The sequence below is a fragment of the Mesorhizobium salmacidum (SeqCode) genome, from assembly GCF_037179605.1.
Taxonomy (GTDB): Bacteria; Pseudomonadota; Alphaproteobacteria; order Rhizobiales; family Rhizobiaceae; genus Mesorhizobium; species Mesorhizobium salmacidum.
In genome coordinates this window covers 87,632-106,432 of sequence record NZ_JAPYKS010000018.1, presented here as the reverse complement: position 1 = coordinate 106,432, position 18,801 = coordinate 87,632, and the positions used below count along the sequence as shown (strand labels likewise).

Here is an 18,801-nt window from a genome sequence, read left to right as displayed (position 1 = left end):
CCGTGCGCCGATACTCAAATCACCATGCCGCGACCGTCTCGCCGCATGTCCGGCCGGTTTTATAAGGGACGGCGCGCCGGCATGTAAGCCGGAAAATTCAGCCCAATCATGATGGCAAACCATGGCGCCGCGTGGTGCGGTTTAAGGATTACGGCCGCGCCGCTTCCGGCATGAAGCCGGTGCGCAGGCCGTGCGCCCATTCCGGGCGTCCCGCCTGTTCGGCCTGCCGTGCCGCCGCCTCGTGGTCGTAGTCCACCGCGATCATCTCGAACCGATCCGGTTGACCGGCGCCGCCCAAGGTGACGATGCCATAGCGCGCATGCGGCGAGCCCTGTTCGGAGACATGCGCCGGCGGCGTGTCGTCGTCATAGGCGGGGCAGCCAATGCTGCCCGGGTTGAAGATGACGGGACCGTCAGGAATGCGGATCAACTCGGCCCGGTGGCTGTGGCCGCAGAGCGAGATGCGGCAGGCTGGGTCGAGCGCCTTCAGCCGGCGCCGGATCGTGGCCAGCGGCGCGCGGACCAACTGGCCATCGACGATCGCGTCGAGCAGGTATTTCTCGTCGTGATCCGGGCGGGCATGGAAAGCGACAACGCCAGGCGCGATCTCAAGGGTCAGCGGTTGGGCGAACAGTGCGTCGCGCTGCGCTGGCGTCAATCGCTGCTGCGCATAGACGTCGGAAGCCCACATGGTCTCGTCGGCCGGATCGGCGGCGACGCGGCGGTCATGGTTGCCACGCACCGTCGGCAGCTTGAGCGCTTCCAGCCGTTCCATCGTTTCGCGCGGCCAGAGCGGACCAGAAACGCTGTCGCCGAGATTGACGGTGAGATCAGCGCCGCCGCGATGCCTGAGATCGTCGAGCACGGCGTCAAGGGCGAGAACGTTGCCGTGGATGTCGGCGAGAACGGCGATGCGCATGAGGAGCTTCCCTGGGTGGGCGGCAGGACTTGGTTCCTCCCCGCTTCGCGAAGGAAAAGGTTCAGACCGGCACTTCCAAATCATGACCGCCTACCGCCGGCAGGGCGGCGTCGTCGGCCGCCGCGGCGATGACGCTGTCGAGCAGGCCGGGGAAACGGGCGTCGAGGTCGGCGCGGCGGAGCGTGATCATTCGGTTGGTGCCGACCACTTCGGCGCGGGTGACGCCGGCCTCGCGCAGTTTGGCGAGGTGGTAGCTGAGGTTGGTCTTGGAGGCGAGGTCGAGGAAGCGGCTGCAGTTCAGCGGCACGCCTTCCTTGCTGGCGAGATAGCGCACGATCGCGAGCCGCGTCGGGTCGCCGAGCACGCCGAGCACGATGGGCAGGCTGATCTGGTCCGTATTGGGGTGTGGCAAGCTCATGGCTGGAACCTAAGCGCAGTTCGGGCCGATTTCAACGCGTCGATCCTGCTCAGCCCATACACACGGTTTTCTCCACTTCATGACCGTCCTGACACAGGGCTGTCAGCATGGTTCAGCTATTTTGCCCTGGCTCATTGACATCATGGCCTGTTATGTCCAATTGTTCAATAACTTTTGAACTAAGGACGCTTTCCCATGGACAAGAGAATCTTCTGGCTTGCGCTCGGATCCTTTGCGATCTCGACCGAAGGCTTCGTCATCTCCAGCCTCCTGCCCGATATCGCCAGGGATGCCGGCATCTCCGTGCCGCTCGCCGGTTCGCTGATCACCGCCTTCGCGCTCGCCTATGCGATCGGCACGCCGATCCTGGCGACGCTGACCGGTGAATGGGACCGACGCCGCGTCATCCTGTGGACGCTGGTGTTCTTCGTCATCGGCAATGTCGTCGCCGCCCTGAGCTCGTCCTTCGAAGTGCTGCTCGTCGCACGCATCATCATGGCGCTGTCGTCGGGCCTATTCGCGGCAACCGCGCAAGGCACGGCGGTGGCGCTGGTCGATGACCATCACCGGGCCCGCGCCATTGCCGTCGTCGTCGGCGGCACCACCGTGGCAGTCGCCGTCGGTGCGCCGCTTGGCGCGCTGGTCGCGGCCATCGCCGGCTGGCGCGGCACTTTCTATGCCATTGCCGGCCTTGGCGCGCTCGCCGGCGCCATCCTGTGGTACTGGCTGCCGCGCGGCATCATCGGCACCAGACTGCCGCTGAAGCGCCGACTGGCGGCGGCCATGCGTCCCGGCGTGATGCCGATCCTCGTGACGACGATGCTTGCCCTCATCGGTGCCTTCACCGTGTTCAGCTTCATCGCGCCCCTGGCCATTGAAAGCGCCGGGCTCTCGCCGATCGCGCTGCCGGGCATGCTGCTCGCCTTCGGTGTCGGCGCCGTCATCGGCAATATTGCCGGGGGCCAGGCAGCCGATCGTTTCGGCGCGACGCGCACTGTCGGCTGGTCACTGGCGCTGAGCGCGGCCATGCTCGTCACCTTCTCGCTGATCCCGACCTTCCTGCCGCATCACCTCGCCGGACCGGCGCTGATGGGCATGATGGTGCCGTGGGGCATCGTCGGCTGGGCCTTCCCGCCGGCGCAGGCGAGCCGCATCATCAAGCTCGCACCCGACGCGGCCCCGATCGTGCTGTCGCTCAATGCCTCGGCGCTCTATCTCGGCGTGGCGCTGGGCGCGGTGGTCGGCGGGGCAGTGCTGCGCTACGGCGCGCCGGCCGATCTCGGCCTGATCGCGGCGGCCTTCCCGGTCATCGGGCTCGGCATCGTGCTGGCCGGGCGGATGCTGGGCCGGCCGGTCGCCATGCCGGCGGAATAGATCTGGAAGTGAAATGATGCCGGCCGCTCTTCAGTCAGAAGAAGCGGTCGGCGGCATGTCGAAATCCAGCGCGCTGATGTCGTCCAGCACCGCGCGGAGGTTTGCCGCCTGATCCTTGCCCACCACCGCTTCGAAACGTTGCTGGGCGACGTGCCACAGTTTCATCACCTCATCGAGCTTGACGAGGCCTTGCGGCGTCAGTCGCACCCGCTTGACGCGGCGGTCGGCCGGGTCGGCGAAGGTCTCGACATAGCCGTCGCGGATCAGGGGCTTCAGCGTGTGGCCGAGCGCCGACAGATCCATGATCAGGGAAGCCGCTATGGCGCCCATCGCCGGCTCGTTGCCGACGTGGATCTGGTAGAGCAGGCCCTGCTGCGTGGCCTTGAGACCCGAGGGCGCCAGCACATCGTCATAGTACTGGCCAATCTTGCGCGTCGCGCGACGCAGCATGGCATTGTTGCAGAGCGTCAGTCCGGACGGGGCCTCTTTCGACATGATGGTTCCTTGGCAGCGACGACATTTTGTCCTGCTGCTGCCTGATAAATAATCCCGGATGCGCTCATTGACAAGATAGTGGCATATGCCTATTTCGTAAAAGTGGCATATGCCACTAAATTAATCAGGCGACTTGCCCGGGCGCCTAGAGGCGAGTGCCTGCGATGCCTCGGCCAGGTCGAAGCAACCATCCGAGATAGAAGGACAGGACAATGAGCGAACAGGCAAACAAGGGCACGGCGGTCGTCACCGGCGCTTCATCGGGTATCGGTGCGGTCTATGCGGACCGGCTGGCGGGGCAGGGCTACGATCTGGTGCTGGTGGCGCGGCGTACCGACCGGCTGCAGGAGCTGGCCGAGAAGCTGCGCCATGCCTACAGCCGCAACGTCAGCGTGATCGCAGCGGACCTGTCCGACGACGACGATGTGCGCCGTGTCGAGCAGGCGATATCGGCCGACCAAACCGTGACGCTGCTGGTCAACAATGCCGGCCTTGGCGGCCAGGCGGTGGTGGCAACCGCCGATGCCGACGCCGCCGAGCGCATGATCAAGGTCAATGTCGTGGCGCTGACCCGGCTGACGCGCGCCGTGCTGCCCGGGCTCTTGGCGCGCAACCGCGGCGGGATCGTCAACATCGCCTCGGTGCTGGCCTTCGATACCTCTTTCGGCGGTATCTACAGCGGCACCAAGGCCTATGTCGTCAACTTCACCGAAGCGCTGCAACGCGAAGTCGCTGATACCGAGGTAAGGGTTCAGGTGGTGCTGCCGGGCGCGACCCGGACCGATTTCTGGGAGCTTTCCGGCGGCGATATCGATACCCTTCCGAAGGAGATCGTCATGACCGCCGACGATATGGTCGATGCTGCCCTTGTCGGCCTGGCGCGGGGCGAAGCCGTCACCGTGCCGGCGCTTGCCGATACGGGAAAGCTGGACACGTTCCTCGGTGCCCGGCAGGCCTTCTACGGCAGCCTGCACGCCGACAAGCCGGCGGCTCGCTACGCCGCTTGAGGCTGGACGGGAAGGCTGGCGCCGACTTTGCAAGACTTAGGTTTCTCGCCCCCGCAACGCGGGGGAGAGGAAATGGGTATGCGCCTTACGCCGACCGCCACATCGGGATGATCGAGGCGGCGAGCACCAGCGCCAGCACGATGTTGAGCGCGCGCCATTGCCACTCGGTCTTGAGCAGCCGTGCCAGCACCATGCCGGCCACGCACCAGACGGACAGCGAGATGGCGGCGGTGAGGCCGAAGGTCGAGCCGAGCAGCAGCGCCAGTTCGCCCGGCCCGTCGGCAAGCGCGGCGAAGGAGGCAGCCGCGCCCAGCCCCATCGCCCAGCCCTTCGGGTTCATCCACTGGATGCCGGCGCCGCCCAGGAAACTGTTGGGCCTGGCCATGGCCACATCGAGATTGGGCGGCCCGGCGCGGCCGATCTTGATTGCCAGCCAGACGAGGTAGAGCGAGCCGGCGATCTTCATGGCAAGCTGCAGCGACGGCATGGCAAGCAGCAGGCCGGCAAGCCCGGCGGCCGCCGCACCCGTCACGGTCGCGAGGCCGGCAGCACTGCCGATCATCAACGGAACCGAGCGGCGAAAGCCGAACTGCGCGCCTGAAGCGGTCGACAGGGTGGTGGCGATGCCTGGTGTGGCAGTGGCCACGAAGGCAAACAGGATCAGCGGCAGGATAGGCTGGAGCATGGGACATCCCCTTGTCGAAAGCTCCATGGTAGGCGCCGGCTCGCATCAGTAAATGCAATGTTTGCGATGATCCGCATTAGCATATATAATGCTGAAATGATCCGCAATCTCGATACCAGCCTCGTGCGCACCTTCGTCACCGTCGCCGACAAAGCGAGCATGACGGCGGCGGCCAATACGCTGCACCTGACGCAGGGCGCCGTCAGCCAGCAGGTCAAGCGGCTGGAAGACACGCTCGGCTGCAGCCTGTTCGAACGCGACCGGCGCGGTCTGCGCCTGACCCATTCCGGTGAGCGGCTGTTCGACAAGGCCAGGCGCCTGCTCAGCCTCAATGACGAGATCTGGGCCGACATGGTGGGGAGTGCTGTCGCCGGCCAGGTGCGGCTCGGCGTGCCCTACGACCTTGTCGGCACCTTGTTGGCGCCCGTCCTGAAGATCTATGCCGAGGCCTATCCGCAGGTCGAGATATCGCTGGTCTGCGCCTCCTCGCCGGAACTGGCGGCAGCACTTGCTGCGGGAACCATCGACCTCGCGGTGATCGAGGAGAGGGTCGGTCCGACGTCAGGCGAATGCCTGGCCATCGACCGGCTGGTCTGGGTCGGGGCAAGGGGCGGAGTAGCCCGCGCCAAGCGGCCGCTGCCGGTCTCGATCGTCGCCGACACCTGCGCCTTCCGGCCGGTGGTGCTGTCGGCACTCAACGAGCATGGGCTAGAATGGCGCAGCGTGTTCGAGAACGGCAACATCGACGCGACCACGGCGACGGTGCGCTCGGACCTCGCCGTCACCACATGGCTGGCTTCCACCGTGCCTCCGGATCTCGACATATTGCCGTTCGACGCCGGCCTGCCGCCGCTGCCGAATTTTGCCATCAACCTGCATCTGCCGAGGCATGGCGTCGGGCCGGCGGCGCAGGAGTTCGCACGGCATATCCGTGAGGGGCTGGGGCGGCGATTGCAGGCGGCTTGAGGGTGCGCCCCTTCTCCCCGTCACTATACGGGGAGGAGGTGCCGGCAGGCGGATGAGGGGCAGCGCGAACCGATCCGTTTTCATATCCACAGACGTTTCGTCCAATTGGCGAGATCAGCGCTGCCCCTCATTGCCCTGCCGGGCATTTCTCCCCGTATAGTGACGGGGAGAAAGAACCACTCACTTCCAGTTCTTGCGCCGTTCGAGTTCGGCGTCGGAGGGTTTGCCCGTGACAAAGGAGCCGACCTCGATTTCGCCCGCGCGCTCGTAGGTCGCCATGATGACGCCGGTGGTGGAAGCCTGCGATTTGACAAGCTTGAAGGCGGCCGGCATCGCGGCATCGCCGAACAGCCGCTTGCCCTTGCCCAGCAACAGCGGGAAGGTCATCAGCCGAATCTCGTCGATCAGCCCGTTGGCGAGCAAGGTCTGAATGAGATTGCCAGATCCCTGGATGAGCAGGTCAGGTCCATCTTCCTGCTTGAGCCGGCGCAAAGTCGCGATGATGTCGGGTCCAAGCGCGTGCGTGTTCTGCCAGGTCAGAGTATCCGGCCGATGCGTCGCCACATACTTGGTCGCGGGGTTGAAGGCGTCCGCGATCGGATCTTTCTGGTACGGCCAATACGCGGCGAAGATGTCGTAGGTTCTGCGGCCGAGCAGCAGGGCGAAGGGTTTGGAGAATAGGTCATCCATTGCCGCGCCCGCCACCTCGTCAAAGTAGTGGAACGTCCAGCCGCCGAATTTGAAGCCGCCGACCGGATCTTCTTCCGGTCCACCGGGTGCCTGCATGACGCCATCGAGGCTGATGAAGGTTGCGGCGATGATCTTTCTCATTGTGCTCTCCCTTGCTTTCGTCCACGCCGTCGCGGCCGGACTTCAGTCCAAGGACGGACCAGCCGCCCCCATCCCGACAGCGGCCGCGAAATCCGGTTCGCCACCGATACTCAATCACGCGCGCTCGGGGCTTCCGACGAGAACCAGACATGCTCGAAGATCGCGGTGGCGGTGCTGTCTGGCTGCCTGTCCTCGATCAGCCAGATCGAGCGGCTGCGCGCGGCCTCTTCGCGCGTCGGGATCTTCGCGGCGGAATCGGCGATCGACGCGCCGACACAAGGGATGAACCACGAGCGCATGAACGGGTGGCAGGCGAAGCCTTTTTCGCCGCGGGTCACCATCACCGCGAACGGGACGCGCTCGGCCGGACGCCACGGGAAGATCATGCGGCCGCCGGGGCGCAACGCCTTCAGCCATCCGGCGGGAGGGGCCACCACGCCAGCGTTGACATAGATGATGTCGGATGGTGGCAGGGGCGAGGTCACGGCATCGCCATGGACAACAGTCGCATTGCCGTAGGCTTCGAGATTTCCGCGCGCCAGTTTGGCCATCTGATCGTCGAACTCGAAAGCAGCGACGGTGCCGCCGGGCGAAACCAGCGTGGCAAGCAAAGCCGTGTAGTAACCGCTGCCGGCGCCGATATGCGTGACGGCCTCGCCTGGCGAGTTTTCCGATCCATATGGCATGCAGGAAGGGCTCGCCATTGTTGATGCCCTTGTCGGGATCGAGCGCCACGAGCACGTTCTGGTAGATGTGAGCCGGATCGGCGCTTGGTGTCGTGAGCGTGGCGTTGCCGGCAATGATCGTCCATGGCCCTGGGCCGAGGAAGGCTTCGCGCGGCACGCTGGCGAACACGTCTTCCAGACGCGGGTCCGATGAGGCGGCGTTGGCCGCCATCAGCCGCGCGTAGAATCTCCTGATGTCTTCGATGTTGCTCATGGCATCGGCAAAGATAGAGCGATCAGGCAGTTTGTCCCGGGATTAAACTGGCCTTCAACCAGCCCCGGACATGGTGTCGTAGAGCAGCTTGAAATTGAGCACCAGGATGATGGCCGCGACCACCCAGGCCAATGCCGCCACGCCGCGCGGGATGGCGAGGTTGCCCATCTTCTTCTTGTCGGAGACGAACTGCACCAGCGGGATGACCGCGAAGGGCAGCTGCATGGACAGGATCACCTGACTGAACACCAGCAGCTGGCCGGTGCCCTTCTCGCCATAGAGCGCGGTGACGACCACCACCGGAACGATGGCCAGGCCGCGCGTCAAAAGACGCCGTGCCCAGCTGGGGATGCGCAGGCGCAGAAAACCTTCCATGATGATCTGGCCGGCCAGCGTCGCCGTCACCGTCGAGTTGAGGCCCGAGGCCAGCAGTGCCACGGCAAACAGGATCGAGGCGATGCCCAAGCCAAGCAGCGGCGACAAGAGCTGGAAGGCCTGGTCGATCTCGGCGACATGATGGTGGCCGGTGTCGTGGAAGGCGACCGCCGCGACGATCAGGATGGCGGCGTTGACGAACAGCGCCAGCATGAGGGCGATGGTGGAGTCCATCGTCGCCCATTTGATGGCATCGCGCTTGCCCGCGTCGGTGCGTTCATAGGCGCGGGTCTGCACGATCGAGGAATGCAGATAGAGATTATGCGGCATGACCGTGGCGCCGATGATGCCGATGGCGATGTAGAGCATCGCCGGGTTGGTGATGATGTCGGAGGACGGCACGAACATCGAATGCAGGATCGTGCCGGCCGGCGGGGCGGCGACGAAGATCTGGATGGCAAAGCAGCTGAAGATGATGATCAGAAGCGCGACGACGAAGGCTTCCAGATAGCGGAAACCCTTGTTCATCAGGAGCAGCACCAGGAAAGCGTCGAGCGCGGTGAGAATGGCGCCGCCGATCAGCGGGATGCCGAACAAAAGCTGCAGCGCGATCGCGGTGCCGATCACCTCGGCGAGGTCGCAGGCGATGATGGCGAGTTCGCAGGCGATCCACAGCACGAAGTTGACCGGGCGCGGGTAGTAAGCGCGGCAGGCCTGGGCGAGGTCGCGGCCGGTGGCGATGCCAAGCCGCGCGGCCAGCGCCTGCAGCAGGATCGCCATCAGGTTGGACAGCATGATGATGAACAAAAGCGTGTAGCCGAACTGGGCGCCGCCGGCGAGGTCGGTCGCCCAGTTGCCCGGGTCCATATAGCCGACCGAGACCATGTAGCCCGGGCCCATGAAGGCGAACAGCCGGCGGAACCAGACGCCTGACGTCGGCACCGCGATGGTGGAATTGACCTCGCGCAGGCTGGGCTGATCGTCTTCCTCCCGTCTGGCGAACCGCCATGCGGACCGGGGGGCTGTGACGTCTGCTTCTAACATGAAAGGCTTTCCGCGGCTTCCGGAGGATACGCATAAGCTATGCCAGGGCTCAACATTATGCAATAGGCTATATTTCATTGTCGGTGCTTGTTGCGAGGGCGGGCAACCGGAGACGCCGATTGCGCCTCTCGTGGAATGCAAATAAACGGCCTGAAGAATCAGAGCCCGTGCTATAAAAGCAGCGACGGCTAAACTTCCGAGGAGGAGCGCGCATTGGCGCTGAAGAACAGACCGGTCCCGCGTGAGCCGTTGCTCGATGCCGATATCCATTCGGAAGGGTTCCGGCAGACGCGCGAAGCGCGCCGCAGCGCGCTGGTCGAGGATTATGTCGAGCTGATCGCCGACCTGATCGAGGACGGCAACGAGGCGCGCCAGGTCGACATCGCCGCTCGCCTCGGCGTCGCCCAGCCGACGGTGGCCAAGATGCTGACGCGGCTCTGCGCCGACGGGCTGGTGTCGCGAAAACCCTATCGCGGCGTGTTCCTGACCGAAGCCGGCCGCAAGGTCGCGGAGGAAAGCCGCATTCGCCACCAGACGGTGGAAGCCTTCCTGCGCTCCCTCGGCGTCAGCGCCGAGACGGCGCGCATCGACGCCGAGGGCATCGAGCACCATGTCAGCGCCGAGACGCTGGAAGCGTTCCGCAAGGCGATGACGGCCCGCTGAAACGCGCTTCATTGCCGAATTTTCGAACACGTTGCAGCATGTCGCGGCGAATAGGATTCGCCCGACCTGCCGTAAGCTTCTGATTTTGTGCGTGTCGTTATCCCGGAACCGAGGACGCTTCCGGGCGACATGCTTTAGCCGCTGGAACCGTCGGCGCTTATGCGCGTTGGCTCTCATCGCGCGCTTGTTGCGCGCCAGGGAGGAAGCTATTGGGCGTCGAGCAGGCACCGACCGAAAAAGGCAAGCAGGCAGCCACAGGACTGAAACAGGCGGCCGCAAGGGACGAGCGCAAGACCGAAGCCGAAACGGGACATCCGCTGAAGAAAGGCGCCGATCGTTTCGAGGAACGCTCGAAAAGCTCGGACGGCAAGAGCGCCGGTGCCAAGCAGAAAGAGTAGGCGGCGGTAATTCCGGATCGATGCAGATGACGATCGAGTGGCGCCCGCCCGAACGCTTTGTCTTTCAAGGACATTCCATCGCCTGGGGCGTGATGGGGGAAGGACCGCCCGCCGTCGTTCTCCATGGCACGCCCTTCTCCTCGGTCGAGTGGCGCCGCATCGCGCCATGGCTCGCCAAGCAGCGACGCGTCCACTATTTCGACATGCTTGGCTATGGCTGGTCGGACAAACCGGACGGCGACGTGTCGCGCGGCATCCAGAACGAATTGTTCGCGGCGCTCTGTGCCCACTGGAAGCTGGAACGGCCCGACGTGGTCGCGCATGATTTCGGCGGATCGACCGCTCTGCGCGGTCATCTGCTCAACGGGTTAAATTTTCGCTCGCTGGTGCTGATCGATCCGGTGGCGATCAGCCCGCAAGGCTCGCCGCTCGTCCAGGCAGCCAAACAGAACGAGAAGGTTTTTGCCGGGCTGCCCGCCTATGTTCACGAAGCGATCTTGCGCGCCTATGTCAACGGCGCGACTTACAATCCGTTGCGCAAGGACGAGATGCAGGCCTATCTGCGTCCATGGCTTGGCGACGAGGGCCAGAAAGCATTCTGGAGGCAAGTCGCACAGATGGATGACAAATACACCGAGGAGGTGGAGTGGCGATATGGCGAAATCCGGTGTCCGGTCACCATCCTGTGGGGCGACAATGACGATTGGATTCCGGTAAAGGACGGCCGGGAGCTGGCGCGGCGCATTCCCGGCGCGACGTTTCAGACAGTCCCTGATGCCAAGCATCTCGTCCAGGAAGATGCGCCGGAAGCGATCGCCGCCACGGTCCTTCAGTTCTGGCGGAGCATGGAAGCCGGCTAGGACTGTTCGGAAGGAAGGTTTACTCCGGGGCTGTTGTCCAATCCCCGGACGGCTCACTCGCTGACATCCTGTTTCCAGCTGCGCGGATGGCCGTCGACGCGGAACTGGAAGATGAAATAGGGCGGGATGCAGGTGCCTTCGCCAGGCTTGGCCTCGGGTAGATCCTCATAGCCGGCGGTGCAGATATAGTCCTCGCGGCAGGGATGCGCCTTGCCGCAGGCGCGCAGGCCGGCAGTCTTGGTGAATTCCCTGGTGCAGAATTATGGTCCTTGCCGGACGCGATGCAGTCGTTGAAGCCGGTCTTGGCGAGACGACCGCAACTTGCCTCGTCGGGGAGCTTGTCGCAGCTCGCCTTGCGCAGCATGCCGCCGGGAAAGCCGCCGGTCTTCTGGTCGGGATTGTCGTAGCGCTGGCGTGCCGCGCCATAGCCGGCGAGCTTCACCACCGGCTTCTTGTCGCGCGCGGGTCGATGCCACAATCCTTGGCGGTGGCGGGCGACAGGCGGCAATACCGGTCGCTGCCCCAGGTCGACATCCTGATCTCGCCGAATTCCACGGGGTCGCCGACCGCAATGCCTTTTTCGCTGACACAGGTGCCGAAGCCTGGATGGATGGCGCTTTCGTGGACACCGGCGCAGCGCAGGCCGGCACCGCAGGTCCAGCCCTTGAAGCTTTCATCCTCGCCGCGATAGCAGATCGAGCCCCAGCCATTGTAGAGGTCGGTGCCTTTCAGCGCCTCGGCGTAGCGGGCATCGGGGCGGGCGGCGAAGCCCCTGGTGAAATCCGGGTGGCCGCCGGCGGCGAATTCCTCGACGATGGCGCGGCGGCGCGGCAGGTCGGCGAAGAAGACGGCAGAGCCGGGCACGAAGACGGCGTTGCGGCGCGGCTCGCTCGCCGGATCGGCGCCGGTGTAGTGGAAGCCGGCGATGCCATGCGTCTGGTGGCAGCCGGTGCAGGACATCTCATTGAGGCGCAGGTTGAAGCCGGCGACCGATTTGATGGTGACGAGCGTGTTGCCCCTGGCGACATAGTCCTTCAGCGCCTTGTCGATGTCGGCGTCGTCGACCAGCCCAAAGACGATGTTGTTCTGCGAGCGGCTCAAGCCGCCGGGCGCTACCGACACAGCGCTCCTGGCCAGGAGTTTCTCGTCGACGACCAGCCGGCCATGGTCGAGGTCATAGATGTTGCGGTCGGTGAGCAGCCATTTGGCGAAGGCTGGCCTGTCGGCCAGCACGGTTGACCGGTCGATCTCGTTTTCCATCCTCGCTTCATAAAAGCTCGACTTCTCTGGATCCCACTTGAAGATCTTCAGGAGATACTCGGCATGGCCGCCGAAATCGCGTCGTGTCGAGGCCGACAGCCTGAGCACCTGCATGTTGAGTTCGAGGCGCATGATCTGCGAGGAATTCAGCATGGCGCCCGACAGCGGGCCTTCGTCGGAGCGCAGCCAGGCGGCGAGCTGTTCCGGCGGCAGGTCCTTTCGACCGGCGGCCAGCCAGCGCCGGGCGACGTCCGCGCAGGACGCGTCGGTGGCGCTCGGCAGGTTCTTCGAAGCGCGGGCCTGCGCCTTCCCGGGCTTGGCGTTGAAGACCAGGCTCATGGTCAACGGCAGGCGGGAGGAGATGCGCTGGCCGACCTTGCCCTTCACCGATTTTTCCTGAACAGAATAGTGGAAGCGGTAGATCAGCCGGATCTCGCCGCACTCGGTGTGGCCGAGATAACCTCGGTCCATGCGGTTGACGACGCCGGTCAGGTCGAGGGTCGAGCCGTCGTCGTCGATGTACTTGGGATTGAATTTCTGGCTGGTGTCGTTCGATTTCGCCATGGCCGCGACATAGGGGTCGGGGCTGGTCTTCGGCTCATCGGCGATCTCGCGCTTGACGGTGTCGCGCACCGTCGTCAGCGCCGGCACCGAAAACAGGCCGCGATTGTCGACGTCGCGGGTGAGGCCGAGGGCAGGGCCGAGCAGGCGGCTGATCGACAGGCCGCCACGCTCCAGCGCCTGCAAGGTGGCGGGATCGGTGACGGCGACGCTGGAATCGAGCGTGACGGCTCCGGCATTTTCAAGCCCGAGCCACAGCAGCGCCACCAGCAGCGACAGGAAACCTCCGATCGTCCTCAAGCCTCGAACCCCTCCCAATGCCAGCGATGCTACAGGCCTTGTGCGCTCCCGGCCAGTGTGGTGAAACGGCGATGCCCAGCGCTATCCTGGCCAGGAAAAATCCTGTGACTTGGAGCAACCATTGCGATAATTGTTTGTTGGGTTGAGCCGGCCTTGCCGGAGCAATGGGAAGTTTGCAGCGCGAGGAGTTGCCATGCTCTGGAGAGGCCGTCGTCAGAGTGACAATATCGAGGACGACCGCAGCGATGATGGCGGCGGCGGGATCGGTGGTGGTGGCGGCCAGTTCCGCATCCCGATCGGTGGCCGCGCCGGTGGCGGCGGCAGCATATTCCTCGTCATCCTGGTGGTGCTGGCCGGTTGGTATTTCGGCTTCGATCCCTCAACAATCCTCGGCGGCGGCGACGGCGGCCAGATATCGGACAATAGCGGCGGCCAGGACAGCAGCGGCACACCCGCCAATGACGAGATGAAGCAGTTCGTGGCGACCGTGCTCGCCGAGACCGAGGACACCTGGACCGGCATCTTCAAGTCGCAGGGCCTGACCTATGAGGACCCCAAGCTGGTGCTGTTTTCCGGCCAGGTCCGCTCGGCCTGCGGTTTTGCTTCCGCCGCGGCCGGACCGTTCTATTGTCCGGGCGACCACAAGGTCTATCTCGACATGACCTTCTTCCAGCAGCTCGACCAGCAGTTCGGCGCTTCAGGCGAGTTCGCCCGTGCCTACGTCATCGCGCATGAGGTCGGTCATCACGTGCAGAACCTCACCGGTATCATGGGTAAGTTCAACCAGATGCGCCAAGGCATGAGCGAAGCCGATGCCAACCAGCTGTCGGTGCGCATCGAGCTGCAGGCCGACTGCTTCGCCGGCGTGTGGGCGCACTACACCGGGCAGAAGGGTATATTGGAGCAGGGCGACTTCGAAAGCGCGCTGAACGCGGCCAAGCAGATCGGCGACGATACGCTGCAGAAGAAGATGCAGGGCTATGTCGTGCCGGAAAGCTTCAACCACGGCACCTCGCAGCAGCGGCAGACCTGGCTGACGCGCGGCTACAAGAGCGGCAAGCTGTCGGACTGCAACACGATGAGCGGTTCGCTGTAATCACTTGTTTCCCTGCCCTCCCTGACCGCTAACACGCCGTCAGGGAGTGTCAGGATCAAAGCTTCCTGCCTGTTCCCGCATTGTTCCTTTTCGCCGGCTCGCCTATAAGGTGCGTCCACCCGCGCCCCAGGGCGGCCAGAGGAGCTTGACCATCATGATCGACCCCAAGACCGCCAGGCGGGGCCTTGCGCTCGTTTTCACCACGCTGCTGCTCGACATTATCGGCTTCGGCATGATCATGCCGGTGCTGCCAGCTTTTCTCAGGGAATTGACCGGCGTCGGCATCAGCGAAGCAGCGATCGAGGGCGGCTGGCTGTTCTTCGTCTATGCTGCCATGCAGTTCTTCTTCGCGCCCATCATGGGCGGCCTGAGCGACCGGTTCGGGCGGCGGCCGATCCTGCTCGCCTCGGTGCTGACCTTTTCCATCGACAATTTAATCTGCGCGATCGCCTGGTCCTATCCGATGCTGTTCATCGGGCGTGTGCTCGCCGGCATTTCGGGCGCCAGCTATTCGACGACGTCGGCCTTCATCGCCGACATTTCGAACGACGAGAACCGGGCGAAGAATTTCGGCCTGCTCGGCATTGCGTTCGGCGTCGGTTTCGTCATCGGGCCGGTGCTGGGCGGCCTGCTCGGCACATTCGGCCCGCGCGTGCCGTTCTTTTGCGCCGCCGGGCTGGCCTTCGTGAACTTCCTGATCGCGATGTTCTTCCTGCCCGAAACGCTCGATGAAAAGCATCGCCGCCGCTTCGAATGGAAACGCGCCAACCCGGTCGGCACGCTCCTGCAGATGCGCCAGTATCAAGGCATCGCCTGGATCGGGCTGGTCTTCTTCCTGATGACGCTCGGCCACATGATGTATCCGGCGGTGTGGTCGTTCGTCTCCAACTACCGTTATGGCTGGAGCGAGCAGCAGATCGGCTTTTCGCTCGGCGCTTTCGGCCTGTGCGGCGCGATCGTCATGGGCACGGTGCTGCCGCGCGTCATCCCCAGGCTCGGCGAGTGGAGAACGGCGGTCATCGGCCTGACGTTCACGGCGGCCAGCGCCTTCGGCTATGCCTTCGCCTCGCAAGGCTGGATGGTCTATGCGGTGATCGTCGTCGGCTGCCTGGAAGCGCTGGCCGATCCGCCGCTCAGAAGCCTCGCCGCCGCCAAGGTGCCGCCTTCGGCACAGGGCGAGTTGCAAGGCGCGATGACCTCGATCTTCTCGATCACCTCGATCATCACGCCACTGCTCTATACCGCGATCTTTTCCTGGTTCACCGGGCCAAGCGCGCCTGTCACCTTCGGCGGCGCGCCCTATCTGGTCGGCGCGTGCTTCCTGATGCTGGCGGTCATCGTCTTCGTCACCAAGGTGGCGAGACCGTCGCCACTCAGCAGCACCTCGACCGACGTGGCCGAGGATGGAGCACAGGCATGACAATCACATCCGTGCTGACCGCCGACGGCGTGTCGCCGGCGCCGGCGATCTTGCGACCGTCGCCATCACTTGGCTACTGCGCCATCCGGCTGGTGCCGGTGCTCGGTTCGATGAAGCCGAGACGGGTGGCCGCGATGCCCAAGGCGCTGGAGATCAATCTCGACCGCCAGCAATCGTTTGCAATCCGGGAGGCCAACGAGGGCCGGCCGGTGGCGTAAGTTTGGAGCGTTTGCGACGGAGGCGCGAGAACGCCTCTTAAGCCCGCTCCACCAGCAATTCCTCGCCGCGTTTCTGGCGGATCAGGTTGACGAAGCGGCGGAACAGATAGTGCGAATCCTGCGGCCCGGGCGAGGCCTCGGGGTGATGCTGGACCGAGAACACCGGATGGCCGGTCAGCGCGATGCCGCAGTTCGAGCCGTCGAACAGCGAGACATGGGTTTCCTCGACGCCCGCGGGCAGCGAGTCGGCATCGACGGCAAAGCCATGGTTCATCGAGACGATCTCGACCTTGCCCGTTGTGTGATCCTTGACCGGATGATTGGCGCCGTGATGGCCCTGGTGCATCTTGGCGGTCTTGCCGCCCAGCGCCAGCGCCAGCATCTGATGGCCAAGGCAGATGCCGAACACCGGAATGTCGGTCTTGAGCAGATCCTGGATGACCGGCACGGCATAGCCGCCGGTGGCTTCCGGATCGCCGGGGCCGTTGGAGAGAAAGATGCCGTCGGGCTGCATGGCGAGAATTTCTTCCGCGTCGGTCTTGGCGGGAACGACGGTGACCTTGGCGCCGAGGCCGGCAAGCAGCCGCAAGATGTTGCGCTTGACGCCGTAGTCGATGGCGACGACATGCAGCGAAGGCTCGGCCTGTTCGCCAAAGCCCTCGTTCCACACCCATGGCGTCTCGCGCCAGACCGAGGACTGGCCCGACGTGACCTCCTTGGCGAGATCGAGCCCGATCAGGCCCGACCATGCGGCGGCGCGCCGCTTCAGATCGTCGAGGTCGAAGACGCCATCCGGTGCATGCGCGATGACGGCGTTGGGCATGCCCTTTTCGCGGATCAGCGCGGTGAGCGCGCGGGTGTCGATGCCCGAGAGCGCGACGATGCCGCGCTTCTTCAGCCACTGATCGAGGTGGCCGGCCGTGCGGTAATTGGACGGGTTGGTGACATCGGCCTTGAACACGGCGCCGACAGCGCCGGCGCGGGCGGCCGGGTTGAGGTCTTCGATGTCCTCGCCATTGGTGCCGATGTTGCCGATATGCGGGAAGGTGAAGGTGACGATCTGGCCGGCATAGGACGGGTCGGTGAGGATTTCCTGGTAGCCGGTGAGTGCGGTGTTGAAGCAGACTTCGGCGACGGCGGAGCCGGTGGCGCCGAGGCCGCGACCCTCGATGACGGTACCGTCCGCCAACACCAGAAGGGCGGTAGGCTTTTCAGTGGCCCAGGCGGGCGTCATCTCGGCCATGGCGGCACTCCTATCAGGCCGCGCGCTTCCATAGCCCGGCGGGCCTTCGCGCGGCAAACGGCGCGAAGCGGCGAATTCGCAGCCTCCACGCACCCAAGCTTCAGTTCATGCAAGGCCCAGTACATAGGGGAAGGGAGCAGGGCGGTCAATGATCATGCCAAATGCCGTCGCGATTTATTTCATTGAGGAATATCATAGGCTTGCCCTGGCATATCAGGGTTTGCGTTGGCCTGTCCCCGGCGCTATTGTCCGCGCCGACCGAAGGAGAGAGAGCAATGCGCGCGAAAATCGCCGAATCCCTGAAGACCGCGATGAAGGCGCAGGACAAGCACCGGCTGCCGACATTGCGGCTGATCCAGACCGCCATCCACGACCGCGACATCGCCAATCGCGGTGCCGGCAAGGAACCCGCCAGCGATGAGGAAATCCTGCAGATCCTGGCCAAGATGGTGAAGCAGCGCGAGGAATCGGCCAAGGCATTCGAGGACGGCAAGCGGCCGGAACTGGCGGCGCAGGAACGCGGCGAGATGGAGATCATCCGTGGCTTCCTGCCGACGCAGCTCGACGATGCGGCAGTCGCGGCGGCGGCGCGCGAGGCAATTGCGGAGACCGGTGCGGCCAGCCAGAAGGACATGGGCAAGGTGATTGCCGCGCTGAAGCAGAAATATGCCGGCCAGATGGATTTCGGCAAGGCGAGCGGCATCGTCAAGGGGTTGCTGCAGTAGGGCTTTTACCGTCGCGTCAGCGGCTTCCAACACGGCCCACTCGACGCCAAGCCGCGGCTCGCTATTAGGCCCGAGGCTCCAACGCGCGGCGCAATGCCGGCGCTTCCTGCTGGAGATGGTCCCACAGGCGGTTGGCGATCGGGCCGTGCGGCCGGTCGCGGCGGCGCGCCACCACCAATTCGTCGGTGCGGCCCGGCAGATGACTGCCGGCAATCGATAGTAGCTGTCCCCCGCGCAGCTCTTCCGCGATCAGGAAGCGGGGCAGGTGGCCCCAGCCGAGCCCTTGCAGGATGATTTCCTTCTTCATCGCTTGATCGGGGACCAGGCATTGCGGCGCGCCCTCGACCACGAAATAGTCCTGTCGTGGCGAATGCAGGGCGGTGTCGCGCATCACGCATTGCGTGAACGCCTGCATCTTCTCCAGTGTGATCGGTCGTTCGATGCGCTCGGGCAGGAAGCCCGGCGCCACCACGGGAATGAACGGCACCTTGCTGAGGTCGATCCATTCCACCCGCGCATCACCCTTGTCGATCCAGTGCAGGATGAGATCGGCCTTGTCGTCGAAAAGGCGCTCCCACGGGCCGCCGACGGCCTCGAAATGGAGATGCAGCCGGGTGCCGGGGCACTGGGCGAAGAACCGCCCGAGCATGCCCAGTACCTGCGGGCGCGGGCAGATGTCGCCGAGCACGACGTGGATTTCGCTTTCCTCGCCCATCGACAGCTGGGCGGCATGGACGCGCAGGCCTTCCAGTTCGCGCAGCATCGATTGCGCGCGCCGATGGAACGACAGCCCCGCTTTGGTCGCACGCACACGGTAGCCGCTGCGATCGAGCAGGACGAGGTCGAGCTGGCGTTCGAGCCTGGCGACGGCGGCGAACACCGCCGGATGCGAGCGGTGGAGCATGGCCGCGGCCGGCTGAAAGCCCCCGGTGCGGATCACGGCGTCGAAGCACTGGAGATCGTGCAAGGTGAAGTCGGCCATGTCAGCTTTGATTACAGAGATT

The 18,801-nt window shown here is 64.6% G+C and carries 19 protein-coding genes and 1 pseudogene; 10 read left to right on the top strand and 10 right to left on the bottom strand.

Annotation, left to right across the window (positions count from 1 at the left end):
• Positions 1 to 148: 148 nt before the first annotated feature.
• Positions 149 to 919: a metallophosphoesterase family protein gene (locus O7A60_RS23075; protein ID WP_337108136.1), complete on the bottom strand. Its 771-nt coding sequence runs from the start codon at positions 917 to 919 to the stop codon at positions 149 to 151.
• 61 nt (positions 920 to 980) lie between these two features.
• On the bottom strand, positions 981 to 1,337 hold the full coding sequence (locus tag O7A60_RS23070; RefSeq protein ID WP_027143252.1) for an ArsR/SmtB family transcription factor: 357 nt from the start codon (positions 1,335 to 1,337) through the stop codon (positions 981 to 983).
• Positions 1,338 to 1,532: 195 nt separating this feature from the next.
• On the opposite strand from O7A60_RS23070, the gene O7A60_RS23065 reads away from it, so the two are divergent.
• Positions 1,533 to 2,711 (top strand): MFS transporter, encoded by a 1,179-nt coding sequence (locus tag O7A60_RS23065; RefSeq protein ID WP_337108135.1) that lies wholly within the window; start codon positions 1,533 to 1,535, stop codon positions 2,709 to 2,711.
• A 30-nt stretch (positions 2,712 to 2,741) separates the two neighbouring features.
• Here the strand turns inward: O7A60_RS23065 and O7A60_RS23060 are convergent, their stop codons facing one another.
• Entirely contained in the window at positions 2,742 to 3,206 is a 465-nt protein-coding gene (locus O7A60_RS23060; protein ID WP_337108134.1) for a MarR family winged helix-turn-helix transcriptional regulator, read from the bottom strand.
• A 212-nt stretch (positions 3,207 to 3,418) separates the two neighbouring features.
• Between O7A60_RS23060 and O7A60_RS23055 the strand changes: the two genes are divergently transcribed.
• The gene (locus tag O7A60_RS23055; protein WP_337108133.1) at positions 3,419 to 4,213 is read left to right on the top strand and encodes an SDR family NAD(P)-dependent oxidoreductase; all 795 of its coding nucleotides are present in this window, start codon (positions 3,419 to 3,421) and stop codon (positions 4,211 to 4,213) included.
• Between the two features lie 85 nt (positions 4,214 to 4,298).
• Here O7A60_RS23055 and O7A60_RS23050 read toward each other — a convergent pair whose 3' ends face one another.
• The gene (locus tag O7A60_RS23050) at positions 4,299 to 4,898 is read right to left on the bottom strand and encodes a LysE family translocator (protein WP_337108132.1); all 600 of its coding nucleotides are present in this window, start codon (positions 4,896 to 4,898) and stop codon (positions 4,299 to 4,301) included.
• Between the two features lie 96 nt (positions 4,899 to 4,994).
• Here O7A60_RS23050 and O7A60_RS23045 point away from each other — a divergent pair, with 96 nt between their 5' ends.
• Positions 4,995 to 5,864 carry a LysR substrate-binding domain-containing protein gene (locus O7A60_RS23045; protein WP_337108131.1) on the top strand — a complete coding sequence of 290 codons (870 nt, stop codon included), beginning with the start codon at positions 4,995 to 4,997 and terminating at the stop codon, positions 5,862 to 5,864.
• A 180-nt stretch (positions 5,865 to 6,044) separates the two neighbouring features.
• Here O7A60_RS23045 and O7A60_RS23040 read toward each other — a convergent pair whose 3' ends face one another.
• The 3 genes and pseudogenes from O7A60_RS23040 to O7A60_RS23030 form a co-directional block, all read right to left on the bottom strand.
• Positions 6,045 to 6,695: a dihydrofolate reductase family protein gene (locus O7A60_RS23040; RefSeq protein ID WP_337108130.1), complete on the bottom strand. Its 651-nt coding sequence runs from the start codon at positions 6,693 to 6,695 to the stop codon at positions 6,045 to 6,047.
• Between the two features lie 110 nt (positions 6,696 to 6,805).
• A pseudogene (locus tag O7A60_RS23035) lies at positions 6,806 to 7,634 on the bottom strand (protein-L-isoaspartate O-methyltransferase family protein).
• Between the two features lie 54 nt (positions 7,635 to 7,688).
• Positions 7,689 to 9,053, bottom strand: a complete 1,365-nt coding sequence (locus O7A60_RS23030) for an Nramp family divalent metal transporter (protein WP_337108129.1) — start codon at positions 9,051 to 9,053, stop codon at positions 7,689 to 7,691.
• Between the two features lie 213 nt (positions 9,054 to 9,266).
• On the opposite strand from O7A60_RS23030, the gene mntR reads away from it, so the two are divergent.
• From mntR to O7A60_RS23015, 3 genes are all read left to right on the top strand, one after another.
• Positions 9,267 to 9,716 carry a manganese-binding transcriptional regulator MntR gene (gene mntR, locus O7A60_RS23025; RefSeq protein WP_027145749.1) on the top strand — a complete coding sequence of 150 codons (450 nt, stop codon included), beginning with the start codon at positions 9,267 to 9,269 and terminating at the stop codon, positions 9,714 to 9,716.
• Positions 9,717 to 9,925: 209 nt separating this feature from the next.
• A complete protein-coding gene (locus O7A60_RS23020) occupies positions 9,926 to 10,114 on the top strand; it encodes a hypothetical protein (RefSeq protein WP_337108128.1) in 189 nt (62 codons plus the stop codon).
• Positions 10,115 to 10,140: 26 nt separating this feature from the next.
• Entirely contained in the window at positions 10,141 to 10,974 is an 834-nt protein-coding gene (locus O7A60_RS23015) for an alpha/beta fold hydrolase (RefSeq protein WP_337108127.1), read from the top strand.
• Positions 10,975 to 11,412: 438 nt separating this feature from the next.
• Here O7A60_RS23015 and O7A60_RS23010 read toward each other — a convergent pair whose 3' ends face one another.
• A complete protein-coding gene (locus O7A60_RS23010) occupies positions 11,413 to 13,095 on the bottom strand; it encodes a hypothetical protein (RefSeq protein WP_337108126.1) in 1,683 nt (560 codons plus the stop codon).
• Positions 13,096 to 13,288: 193 nt separating this feature from the next.
• Here O7A60_RS23010 and ypfJ point away from each other — a divergent pair, with 193 nt between their 5' ends.
• From ypfJ to O7A60_RS22995, 3 genes are all read left to right on the top strand, one after another.
• Positions 13,289 to 14,191: a KPN_02809 family neutral zinc metallopeptidase gene (gene ypfJ, locus O7A60_RS23005; protein WP_337108125.1), complete on the top strand. Its 903-nt coding sequence runs from the start codon at positions 13,289 to 13,291 to the stop codon at positions 14,189 to 14,191.
• A 154-nt stretch (positions 14,192 to 14,345) separates the two neighbouring features.
• Positions 14,346 to 15,611 (top strand): TCR/Tet family MFS transporter, encoded by a 1,266-nt coding sequence (locus O7A60_RS23000; protein WP_337108124.1) that lies wholly within the window; start codon positions 14,346 to 14,348, stop codon positions 15,609 to 15,611.
• Positions 15,608 to 15,829 carry a hypothetical protein gene (locus O7A60_RS22995; protein ID WP_337108123.1) on the top strand — a complete coding sequence of 74 codons (222 nt, stop codon included), beginning with the start codon at positions 15,608 to 15,610 and terminating at the stop codon, positions 15,827 to 15,829. The genes O7A60_RS23000 and O7A60_RS22995 overlap by 4 nt, the downstream gene beginning before the upstream one ends.
• Positions 15,830 to 15,866: 37 nt before the next feature.
• Here O7A60_RS22995 and carA read toward each other — a convergent pair whose 3' ends face one another.
• On the bottom strand, positions 15,867 to 17,072 hold the full coding sequence (carA, locus tag O7A60_RS22990) for a glutamine-hydrolyzing carbamoyl-phosphate synthase small subunit (protein WP_337108122.1): 1,206 nt from the start codon (positions 17,070 to 17,072) through the stop codon (positions 15,867 to 15,869).
• A 275-nt stretch (positions 17,073 to 17,347) separates the two neighbouring features.
• Between carA and O7A60_RS22985 the strand changes: the two genes are divergently transcribed.
• A complete protein-coding gene (locus O7A60_RS22985; RefSeq protein ID WP_337108121.1) occupies positions 17,348 to 17,797 on the top strand; it encodes a GatB/YqeY domain-containing protein in 450 nt (149 codons plus the stop codon).
• Between the two features lie 64 nt (positions 17,798 to 17,861).
• On the opposite strand, the gene O7A60_RS22980 is transcribed toward O7A60_RS22985, so the two are convergent.
• Positions 17,862 to 18,779 (bottom strand): LysR family transcriptional regulator, encoded by a 918-nt coding sequence (locus O7A60_RS22980; RefSeq protein WP_337108120.1) that lies wholly within the window; start codon positions 18,777 to 18,779, stop codon positions 17,862 to 17,864.
• Between the last annotated feature and the right edge of the window lie 22 nt (positions 18,780 to 18,801).